General features: G+C 52.5%; 10 protein-coding genes. 3 read left to right on the top strand and 7 right to left on the bottom strand.

Features of this window, described 5'->3' with window-relative positions:
* Positions 1-35 precede the first annotated feature (35 nt).
* From AGRI_RS16370 to tal, 3 genes are all read right to left on the bottom strand, one after another.
* Entirely contained in the window at positions 36-209 is a 174-nt protein-coding gene (locus AGRI_RS16370; protein WP_008607219.1) for a DUF3545 family protein, read from the bottom strand.
* 153 nt (positions 210-362) lie between these two features.
* Positions 363-1,985 carry a glucose-6-phosphate isomerase gene (gene pgi / locus AGRI_RS07680; protein ID WP_008984394.1) on the bottom strand — a complete coding sequence of 541 codons (1,623 nt, stop codon included), beginning with the start codon at positions 1,983-1,985 and terminating at the stop codon, positions 363-365.
* Positions 1,986-1,997: 12 nt separating this feature from the next.
* Positions 1,998-2,948, bottom strand: a complete 951-nt coding sequence (gene tal, locus AGRI_RS07675) for a transaldolase (protein WP_008984393.1) — start codon at positions 2,946-2,948, stop codon at positions 1,998-2,000.
* A 409-nt stretch (positions 2,949-3,357) separates the two neighbouring features.
* On the opposite strand from tal, the gene yaaA reads away from it, so the two are divergent.
* The 3 genes from yaaA (at position 3,358) to arfB (ending at position 6,029) form a co-directional block, all read left to right on the top strand.
* Positions 3,358-4,134: a peroxide stress protein YaaA gene (yaaA, locus tag AGRI_RS07670; RefSeq protein WP_008984392.1), complete on the top strand. Its 777-nt coding sequence runs from the start codon at positions 3,358-3,360 to the stop codon at positions 4,132-4,134.
* Positions 4,135-4,307: 173 nt separating this feature from the next.
* Positions 4,308-5,606 (top strand): inosine/guanosine kinase, encoded by a 1,299-nt coding sequence (locus tag AGRI_RS07665; RefSeq protein WP_008951287.1) that lies wholly within the window; start codon positions 4,308-4,310, stop codon positions 5,604-5,606.
* 6 nt (positions 5,607-5,612) lie between these two features.
* Positions 5,613-6,029, top strand: coding sequence for an alternative ribosome rescue aminoacyl-tRNA hydrolase ArfB (arfB, locus tag AGRI_RS07660; RefSeq protein ID WP_008984391.1), 417 nt, complete (start codon positions 5,613-5,615; stop codon positions 6,027-6,029).
* Here arfB and dbpA read toward each other — a convergent pair.
* The 4 genes from dbpA to ygfZ form a co-directional block, all read right to left on the bottom strand.
* Positions 6,026-7,411: an ATP-dependent RNA helicase DbpA gene (gene dbpA / locus AGRI_RS07655; protein ID WP_008984390.1), complete on the bottom strand. Its 1,386-nt coding sequence runs from the start codon at positions 7,409-7,411 to the stop codon at positions 6,026-6,028. The two genes, arfB and dbpA, sit on opposite strands and share 4 nt — an antisense overlap.
* A gap of 147 nt (positions 7,412-7,558) precedes the next feature.
* Positions 7,559-8,509: a M23 family metallopeptidase gene (locus AGRI_RS07650; RefSeq protein WP_040291655.1), complete on the bottom strand. Its 951-nt coding sequence runs from the start codon at positions 8,507-8,509 to the stop codon at positions 7,559-7,561.
* A gap of 152 nt (positions 8,510-8,661) precedes the next feature.
* Positions 8,662-9,147 (bottom strand): FKBP-type peptidyl-prolyl cis-trans isomerase, encoded by a 486-nt coding sequence (locus AGRI_RS07645; protein ID WP_008984388.1) that lies wholly within the window; start codon positions 9,145-9,147, stop codon positions 8,662-8,664.
* Between the two features lie 9 nt (positions 9,148-9,156).
* Positions 9,157-10,128: a tRNA-modifying protein YgfZ gene (gene ygfZ / locus AGRI_RS07640; RefSeq protein WP_008984387.1), complete on the bottom strand. Its 972-nt coding sequence runs from the start codon at positions 10,126-10,128 to the stop codon at positions 9,157-9,159.
* Positions 10,129-10,136: the final 8 nt, after the last annotated feature.

Raw genomic sequence — 10,136 nt, 5'->3', positions numbered from 1 at the left:
GAAAAGGGCCTGCAGTTAACTGCAGGCCCTTTTGTTTATAATTCGATATCAATCAGTTCCGGTTCAATGGTCCAATCAATGTCACAAAGCTCTTTTTTCAGTCTTTGGCGTTCTTTCAATTCCTCAATTTCCCGCCATTTGCGCTTAACGGTGCGGGTTTTCGCCGCCGGACGTTCCAACATGTTCAGTAAGTCTTCGAAGCTTTCCATAATTACGGCCTCATCTGATTGTTGTTTCTTGTTGTTATTTTCAACAAGTTTCTACCACACTTTGTGTAAAAATAAAACTAAAAAGTGACAGTACGATGACGGCGCAAAAAATAAAGGCTGCCCGCGGGCAGCCTTGCTGATGCTAAACAGGATTTAGCGGTTTTGTTGGCGGAACAGGGCAATCAACTGCGTAGTGGAACTGTCGAACTGAGCGTCACCTTTCGCCTTAAGTGCTTGATAAATAGGTGTAGAAAGCTGCTTACCCAGCTCAACACCCCATTGGTCAAAGCTATTCAGTTGCCAGATCGCTCCCTGACAGAACACCTTATGTTCATAGAGTGCGATCAGGGCTCCCAGATGATAGGGTGATAACTCATCCAGTAATAAAGTATTACTGGGTTTATTACCAGGTGACGCCTTATGTGGGGCCAATTCTGCTGCCGCCTGCGCCGTCATGCCCTGCGCCAGACATTCCTGATAGGCTTCCTGCTCGGTCTTACCCTGCATCAGTGCCTGGGTTTGCGCAAAGCAATGTGCGGCCAGCCGCTGGTGATGGTCCTGTAGTGGATGCGCGACCTTTAGCGGTAGCAGGAAGTCGGCTGGGATTTTCAGCTGGCTTTGATGCAATAACTGATGATAAGCATGCTGGCCATTGGTGCCGGCATCACCCCAGATCACCGGGGCGGTGACATCGCTCAATGGCTGGCCGCGGCGATCGACCGCCTTGCCATTACTTTCCATATCCAGTTGTTGCACATAAGACGGCAGTAAACGCAGATAATGGCTATAAGGCAGCAGCGCCTGCGCCTGACAGCCGAAACCGTTGATATACCAGATGCCCAGTAATGCCAGGATCACTGGCAGGTTTTCACTAAAGGGCGCGTTAAAGAAATGTTGGTCCATGGCGGCGGCACCGGCTAACAGCTGATTAAAACCGTCATTACCAATCATCAGCGCAACCGGTAAGCCAATCGCTGACCAGAGCGAGTAACGGCCACCCACCCAGTCCCACATCGGCAGGATATGCTGTGGCACAATGCCAAATTCGGCGGCCGCCTGCACATTGGCAGAGGTGGCCCAGAAGTGTCGCGCGATAGCGGCTTTGTCTGCGCCCTGAGCACTAAACCAGGCGCGCAGCGCTAACGCATTTTGTTTGGTTTCTTCGGTGCCAAAGGATTTAGAGGCAACCACCACCAGTGTCGTCTCAGGCTGCAGTTGTTTGGTCAGATCGCTGACAATAGCGCCATCGATATTGCCGGCAAAGTGCAGTCGCACCGGACTACAATGATAGGGCGTCAGGGCTTCCACCGCCATTTGCGGGCCCAGCAGCGAGCCACCAATGCCGACCCAAATCAGATCGGTAATTGGCTTGCCGCTATAACCAAGGTAAGTCCCTTGGTGGAGCTGGTCGATTAGTGTCGCCATTTGTGCGCGACAGGCGCTAATCGCCGCACCGATATCCTCGCCATTTAGCCGCAGGTCTTGCAAATCTTGCTGCCGCAGCCGCGTATGCCAGACCGCACGCTGCTCGGTATTATTGATAGCGGCACCGGCTTGCATTTGCTGACACAGCTGGCGGATGCTGCTTTGGGCGGCCAGTTGCTGCAGGGTTTGCCAGCTGCTGTCATCCAACAGGTTTTTGGAGAAATCCAGCGTGATGCCACAGGCTTTGGCACTAAAACGCGCCGCGCGATTTGGCTCAGCAGCAAATAACTGACGCAGCGGCTGTTGCCGCTCGGCCAATGGCTTTAATAAGGCAGTTAAACTGGCAGTCATGCGGTGCTCCCGTTACAGCTGGCTTTGGATCAGGCTTTCCAGCTTGCGCTGGTCAACGGCAAATTTACGGATCCCGTCTGCCAGTTTTTCGGTCGCCATTGCATCTTCATTCAGCGCCCAGCGGAACTGTTGTTCGGTTAACGCCGCCGGTTTGGCCGCAGTGACGCCTTGATCTTGCAGTTTCACTGCCAGCTCGCCCTGTTGCTGGCTCAGTTCATCCAGCAGTGCCGGGCTGATCGTCAGGCGATCGCAACCGGCCAGTGCTAATACTTCGCCAATATTGCGGAAACTGGCGCCCATCACAATAGTACTGTAGCCATGCTGTTTAAAAAACTGATAGATTTCGCGCACCGACAACACGCCCGGATCGGTCTCGGCGGTGTAGTCTTGCTTGGTATTGGCTTTGTACCAGTCCAGGATCCGGCCAACAAAGGGCGAAATCAGATAGACGCCGGCCTCGGCACAAGCCCGCGCCTGTGCCAGATGGAACAGTAAGGTCAGGTTACACTGAATACCCTCCTGCTCCAGTACTTTGGCGGCCTGAATGCCTTCCCAGGTCGAGGCGATTTTGATCAGGATCCGGTCGGTGCCAATGCCATTTTGTTGATACAGGGCCACTAACTGGCGTGCCTTGGCAATGGTCGCAGCGGTATCAAAGGATAAACGGGCATCGACTTCAGTTGACACCCGGCCCGGCACCAGCTTGCTGATGGCGGTACCGACATCAACGGCGAATTTATCACTGGCTAAGGCCAGTTGCTGCGCCGGGTCTTGGCTTTGTGTTTTGGCGTAAGCGATAGCCGCAGTCAGCATCGGTTTAGCAAAATCTAACTGGCTGGCATTTAACAACAAAGACGGGTTAGTGGTGGCATCCACTGGCCGGAATTGCTCGATGGCATTCAGGTCGCCACTGTCAACCACCACGGTGGTGACCGCTTTTAACTGAGTTAATAAATCTTTCATGTTATTCACTTACCATTTTGTTGGTTAATTGAGTCTGATTATACGGCTAAACGGCTAAAAGTGTAGTAATAAAACAACAAATATCGTACTAAGTTCAGCCGATAAGCGGAGTGTTAGCCGGTCGACCTGCAGTATAGGTCGAGCGGCTGAACAAAAGATGACAAGCGGCCGCGCTCAGGCGGCAGTTCGCGGCAGGATCCTTTGCATTCGCGCCTGGAACAAGCATAATGGCGCCCTGCGTGATCTGCAAGGGCTGCCGCGCCAGTATTAAGGTTAGTCAGTTGTTGGGCCGGCTGAATCGCGGTTTTATCTGATGGCTTGCCGATCGCCAATGCCAGCGCCTGTTAACGTTTGATTTTGGCATATCTGATTTTCTGACCTCTGTTTTTAAAGAAAAGGAGCCCCGCTTATGTTGTTGCTGGTATCACCGGCTAAAGATCTCGACCTGACTCCGTCTGCCACACCCTTAGCGGTGACTCAGCCAGCGCTGTTAGCCGAGGCCACAGCGCTGGCCGCGATTTGTAAAACCCTGACGCCGGCTGATTTAAGCTCGCTGATGCATATCAGTGACAAGCTGGCCGGCTTAAATGCCGCTCGTTTTGCCCAGTGGCAACCGCCTTTTACCCCTGATAATGCTAAAGCCGCGCTTTTTATGTTTAACGGCGATGTGTATCAGGGACTGGACGCAGCGAGCTTAACTGTGGCCGATCTGAGCTTTGCGCAGCAGCAACTGCGGATTTTAAGCGGCCTCTATGGCGTGCTCAGACCACTGGATCTGATGCAGGCCTACCGGCTGGAAATGGGTACCAGCCTGGCGAATCCGGCCGGTAAAGATTTATATGCGTTCTGGAAAAGCCGCTTAACCGCCCATCTGAATAGCGAGCTGGCCGTGCAGAATACCGACACGGTGTTAAATCTGGCGTCGCAGGAATATTTTAAGGCGGTCGATACCAAAGCCCTGCAGGCGCGGGTGATTAGCCCGGAGTTTAAAGATCTGAAAAATGGACAGTACAAGATCATCAGCTTTTACGCCAAGAAAGCCCGCGGTTTAATGGCCCGTTATGTGATTCAGCAGCGGCTAACGGCTCTGGAGGGTATCCAGGGCTTTAATCTGGCCGGCTATTACTACAGTGCTGAACATTCCCGCCCTGATAAGCCGGTGTTTTTGCGTGATCTGCCGCAATAACGGCTGATAGCGCTACTTTGCGTCACTATTCGCAATTATTCGCAACTATTCGCAACTGTTTGCGACTATTCGAGACTAAGTCGCGATTATGTTGCCACTAAGCGAAAATTCGCCGCGCGTTGCGGCGTTTTTTTCGCTAAAATAGCGCTTTGTTTGTCACCGAGCGTCAGCTAATGAAATTTCCCGGTCTGCGTAAAATCAAGCATTACTTTCCGGTCTCTCAGCCCAAACCGCAATTACCCAGTCTGGATGTGCGTCCGGCGTTGGATACCTATATTGTCGGTTTAGATCAAACCATTGTTGATGTGGTTGCCAGCGTTAGCGATGAGTTTCTGGCCAAATATGATATCCCTAAAGGTTTATCGAACCTGGTTGAACATGACAAAGCGAACCGGATTTATCATGAGCTGGTGGTCAATAACGCCATCTCCGATCATTTTGCCGGCGGCACCATCGGCAATACGATCCATAATTACTCGGTGCTGGCGGATGATAAATCGGTATTGCTGGGCGTGATGTCGGCCAATATTGCGCTGGGTTCGCCTGCTTATCATTATGTTTGTCATACCAGCTCGAAAGTCGATATGAATCATCTGCAAGGGGTGGCGGGCGATATCGGGCGTGGTATTACCATGATCACGCCGGATGGCGAGCGCACCTTCGTGATTGACCCCAGTGATATGGATCAGCTGGCGCCGGACTATATTCCAACCCCCATTATTGCCGGTGCGGCGGCCTTTGTGGTCAGTGCTTATCCGCTTCGGGCAACAGGGCAACCGATCCAGCAGGCGATGTTAAAGGCGCTGGCCGATGCCAAAGCCCATCAGGTGCCGGTGGTGATGAGCCTGGGTACCCGCCATCTGGTAGAAGAAAATCGCGCCCAGATCCTGCAGACCATTCATGACTACGTTAATGTGCTGGCGATGAACGAGCAGGAAGCCGAAGCCCTGACCGGGTTTCGCGATCCGCTGCTGGCAGCTGAGGCAGCACTGGAAATTACCGATATGGTGTTGATCACCGCCGGGGCAGAGGGCTTGTATCTGTGTGGCTATACTGACGAGCGCACTAAACGCGAGAGTTCAAATCCGATTAAGTCTGCCAGCCTGGCCGATTTTAACCGCTTTGAATTTAGCCGGCCAATGCTGCGCCGGCATTGCCAGCAGCCGCTGAAAGTCTATTCGCATATTGACCCTTACCTGGGCGGGCCGGAGCGGATTAAGAATACCAATGGTGCCGGAGATGGCGCCTTGTCAGCCATCCTGCACGATATGGCAGCGAACAGCTATCATAAACAGGTACAGCCGCTGTCGAGCAAGCATGAGTTGCCTTATCTGGCCTATTCGTCATTTGCCCAGCTGTGTAAATATGCCAACCGGGTCAGTTATGAGATCCTGGTACAAAATGCCCCCAGGCTGTCTAAAGGCCTGCCAGAGCGCGAAGACAGCCTGGAAGAAGCCTACTGGGAGCGTTAAGCAGCGGTGCTACCGATCACGGCTGATATTTATCTTGACGAAGAACTGCTGAATTGGCAGTTTGTCCGCGCTTCCGGCCCGGGTGGTCAGCATGTCAATAAGGTGTCGACGGCGGTGCTGTTGCAGCTGGATATTCGCCAGTCTGGTTTGCCAGATTGGCTGCAGCAGCGCTTGTTAAAGCTTGCCGATCATCGCATCAGCCAAAGCGGTAAGATTACCATTAAATGTCAGCAGAGCCGCAGTCAGGAGCAAAACCGCGAACTGGCGCTGGCACAGCTGCTGGCGCTGTTGCAAAGTGTTACTAAAACGCCGAAAAAACGGCTGGCGACTAAGCCCAGCTACAGCAGCCAGCAAAAGCGGCTGCAAAGCAAAAAGCAGCAAGGGCAAACCAAGGCGTTACGCCAGCAAAAGCGTTTTGATTAGACTACAGTCAGTAACCAGGCGCGAAAGCTGCGGCCTTTCATCTTGCTGTGATTAAGCTGTTGTAACGCGGCTTTATAGGCATTGCGGCTGACCGCGACATAGGCCCGGAAATCCTGCAGCTGAATTTTACCAATTTCGGCAAACGCCAGTTTGTTATCGCGGGTCAGGGCACCGACAATATCCGCCGGGCGTAATTTTTGTTTTTTACCGCCATCAATTTCCAGTGTCACCATGGCCGGCTGCCGCGGCTGATTGCTATTGGTGGCAGGTAACGGCAGCGGTTCAATTTCAATGGCAAAGGCTTGCTCCAGCGTGGCCAATTTGTGGCTGTCGTCGACGGTATACAGCGAGCAGGCTAAACCTTCGCTACCGGCACGACCGGTACGGCCGATACGATGAGTATGGGTTTCGACATCATGCGCCAGCTGATAATTGATCACCAGATCCAGCTTTTCGATATCCAGACCGCGGGCGGCGACATCGGTCGCCACTAACAGCTGCAAACTGCCATTGGCAAATTGCAGCAGTTGCTGTTCGCGCTCGCGTTGCTCCAGATCGCCATGCAGGGCGGCGACACTAAAGCCCTGTTGCTGTAATTCACTATACAGCTGCTGTACTTCTTTGCGGGTATTGGCAAAGATCACGCAGCTATCGGGCTGCAGCGCCAGTAATAAGCGTTTAACCGCTTCACTGCGGCTATGTTGCTCCAGCAGATAAAATTGTTGTGCAATGCGTGCTGCCAGCGCCGGGCTATCGATAATGATCACCTCGGGCTGATCTAGCTGCGCCTGCGCCAGTTTTTTTACCTCCGGCGCAAAGGTCGCACTGAACAGCAGCTGTTGTTTGGTTTGCGGCAGTGCCGCCAGAATTTGCTCAAGTTCAGTGGCAAAGCCCATTTCCAGCATGCGATCCGCTTCATCTAGTACCAGTTGTGAAACTTCAGCAAGGTCCAGCCGCTGTTGCTGCAAATGATCAAGCACCCGTCCCGGCGTACCGACGATAATATGGGCTCCATGTTCCAATGACAGGATCTGGCCTTTGGCTGGCACGCCGCCACACAGTGTCAGCACCTTAATATTGTGAATACCACGCGCCAGCAGACGGATTTCGCTGGCCACCTGTTCGGCCAGCTCGCGGGTTGGACACAGCACCAGACTTTGAATGCGAAACCGGCCGACATTCAGTTTACTGAGTAAACCCAGCGCAAAGGCTGCCGTTTTACCTGAGCCGGTCGCCGCCTGAGCAAAAACATCTTTACCCGCCAGGATAGCCGGTAAGCTGGCGCTTTGTACCGCTGTGGCCTGAGCAAAGTTAAGCTCTTGCAGGGTTTTTAATAAGGCTGGGGATAAGGCGAAGTCAGAAAAGGGGCGGCACTCAGTCACAGGTATTACTCAGCTAAGGTTACGCTGACCCGGTGTCTGCGTACAGCGGCGCACTATAACACAAATTACAGTGCATAAATTACAGAGCACAAATGGCGTTGGAAATTTTCCCGCTGCAGCGCCGGAAATGACAGCGCCCGCGGCGGCTTATTCTGCCACCTGAGTAACAGGCTGCTCTTTAAAGGTCGCCAGTTGTAACTGGGTGCTGGCTTTGGTTTGCAGCATCGAGACCAGCGAGTCCCAGCGCACATTGCGCTCTTTTTCGAAGATCAGATCAAAGTTACCGGAATCCCAGTCGACAAAGTGCTGTGGATTGAGTGAGCGATCCAAAAAATGGATCTCATAGTGCAGATGTGGTGCGGTAGAACTGCCGGTATTGCCTGAGGTAGCAATCAGTTGTCCTTTATGTACGAAAGTACCACTGGTCACTTTAAAGTCGTGTAAGTGGGCGTATAAGGTCGCAAAACCAAAAGCATGACGAATTTTTAGCAGATTGCCGTAACCACTATTACTTTTGCGGACTAGCTCTACCACGCCATCGGCCGGCGCATAAATCGGCGTACCACGGGGCGCCGTCAGATCGATGCCATTATGGTGTTTACGTTTACCCAGAATCGGATGGGTACGCACGCCATAACGTGATGATCTTTTATCAAACTCCAGCGGCGAACCATTTGGCACCAGCTGCAACATTGCCATCCGGGCACTCGAGGTCACGGTAGCAATGTCAAGACGACTTTCTAAGCCCTGCTGCTGACTATGCTCCAAGCCCAGGCTAAGTTCGATTTCTTCCAGTCGTTGACTGACCAGCGCCATCTCATCCTGCTTTAAGGTGAGTTCCTGTTCCAGCGTATCGCGGGTGTCAGTTAATTGCGCTAACTGTTGTTGTAAGACGCTGGTTTGTTCGGCTAACAATTGCTGCTCAGCTTTGGCCGAGTCGACGGTATGCAGCAAATAATTTATCAGCGCGGCGGTAATTAACACCGAAAACAGTACGACCCACAAGCCAATTACGGCATTGCGTTTCACGATATTACTGATATTGAAGTGTCGGGTACCATGTACGCTTGAGACGGAAATTATTATGCGATCTTTCATCAGCGCGAATTGTTTACTCTGTAACCAGTTGTTGACCAGCAGCAAAAATAGGGGGCTTTAGCGGTACTGTCAAGCACTTTGTCAGTCGCGAACAGCAGGCGCCAAAGCAGATTACTGCTGGCGCCTTGATTTATTTCACATATCAGAAAAGCTTAATGTCCGGCGTGACCGTCAATACCATGAGCATGGCCGTGCGCCAACTCTTCGGCAGTGGCATCCCGTACTGCGATCACTTCCACATCAAATTTCAGCTCAAAGCCAGCCAGCGGGTGGTTGCCATCAACGACGACTTCTTCCTCTGACACATCAATAATGATGACCGGCTGTTCGCGGCCATCCGGGCCTGAGGCACGAAAGCGCATACCGACGGCAACGTCCATTCCTTCAAACATAGAACGCGGCACGGCTTGTACCAATTGGTCGTGGCGTTCGCCATAGGCGTCTGCGGCTGCAATAGTGCTGCTAAATTTGTCGCCGGCGGCCTTGCCGGCCAACGCTTGTTCCAAACCCGGGATCAGCGCGCCCTGACCAAACATAAATACCAGCGGTTCGCCGCCGGCAGAAGAATCAAGCTGATTACCAGCAGTGTCGGTAACGGTATAATGAATGGCGACAACTTTGTCTTGAGAAATGGTCATGCAAACCTCTTAATTGAGAGAATAGGGTAAGGCATGCTGACTCAGCAGCAGCGGCTGCTCGCCAGCTAACCTTAACGAGTCTGCCGGTGTTATGTCATTCGGCAATAAGGCCAACAGCCACAGCTGCTGATTAATATTTACCGCATTAATCACCTGGCCAATCCGGCGCCAGTTATCTTCCAGTTTTAATTCGATGCTGGCACCGGCAACCGGCGTTTCATCGGTTTCGGCACTGAGAATATAGGCCGCTCTTTTATTACCACCGCGATATTTTAACCGCGCCACGGTCTCCTGACCAATATAACAGCCTTTGGTAAAGCTAATACCCTCTACCGCCTGTAAGTTAAGCATTTGCGGTACTAGTTCGCCAATCAGGGGTTGCTCCAGATAGGCCAGACCATGGCGGATATGCTGCTCCAGCCAGAGTGTTGGCGCGGCCAGCGGTAGCTGAGCCTGCTGCAGGCTAGCCAATTCCGTTTGTGGCAGCACCAGCAAATAGTGGTCTGCCGCCAGGCAAAGCAAGCTTTGTTCGCCGTTTCGCACCAACTGGCCGGCGGCTTGCGGCACCGTAAAACCGAGCTGGCGGATTAAACTCTGGCTCTCAGGGCCAGCTAAACCGAACACGGCATGGGGTTGCTCCGTTTGGTCAAAGCTGACTTTAGAAAAGACGCCAAATTTTTTCCACTGTACTAAAGAGGCTTGCAGTTCATCCCGAAAGGCGACGACGAGCAGATCCTCACCTTGCGAGAATAAATGAAAGACCGACCACATCTTACCTTTGGCGTCGCAATGAGCGCCGCGTAAAAAATTATCTGCGGTCAGTTGGTTTAAATCACAGGTGGTTTGTCCCTGCAAATATTTACGGTTATCAGGGCCGCTGATCTTCAGTACCTGAAAGCCGGGCAGTGGACTGAGAAAAGCCGGTTGAACTTCAGTTGATAATGACGCGTATTGGTCTGCACTAAGCCAGGATGTCTGCATAATATGTA

It is taken from the genome of Alishewanella agri BL06 (genome assembly GCF_000272005.1).
GTDB lineage: Bacteria > Pseudomonadota > Gammaproteobacteria > Enterobacterales > Alteromonadaceae > Alishewanella > Alishewanella agri.
Note: the sequence above shows the minus strand (reverse complement) of the source record. Positions and strands in the feature narration are given on the sequence as shown.

Excerpts from the sequence above, each read along its gene's own strand:
- AGRI_RS16370 (WP_008607219.1), bottom strand. The coding sequence starts at position 209 with ATGGAAAGCTTCGAAGACTTACTGAACATGTTGGAACGTCCGGCGGCG.
- pgi (WP_008984394.1), bottom strand. The coding sequence starts at position 1,985 with ATGACTGCCAGTTTAACTGCCTTATTAAAGCCATTGGCCGAGCGGCAA.
- tal (WP_008984393.1), bottom strand. The coding sequence starts at position 2,948 with ATGAAAGATTTATTAACTCAGTTAAAAGCGGTCACCACCGTGGTGGTT.
- yaaA (WP_008984392.1), top strand. The coding sequence starts at position 3,358 with ATGTTGTTGCTGGTATCACCGGCTAAAGATCTCGACCTGACTCCGTCT.
- AGRI_RS07665 (WP_008951287.1), top strand. The coding sequence starts at position 4,308 with ATGAAATTTCCCGGTCTGCGTAAAATCAAGCATTACTTTCCGGTCTCT.
- AGRI_RS07650 (WP_040291655.1), bottom strand. The coding sequence starts at position 8,509 with ATGAAAGATCGCATAATAATTTCCGTCTCAAGCGTACATGGTACCCGA.
- AGRI_RS07645 (WP_008984388.1), bottom strand. The coding sequence starts at position 9,147 with ATGACCATTTCTCAAGACAAAGTTGTCGCCATTCATTATACCGTTACC.
- ygfZ (WP_008984387.1), bottom strand. The coding sequence starts at position 10,128 with ATGCAGACATCCTGGCTTAGTGCAGACCAATACGCGTCATTATCAACT.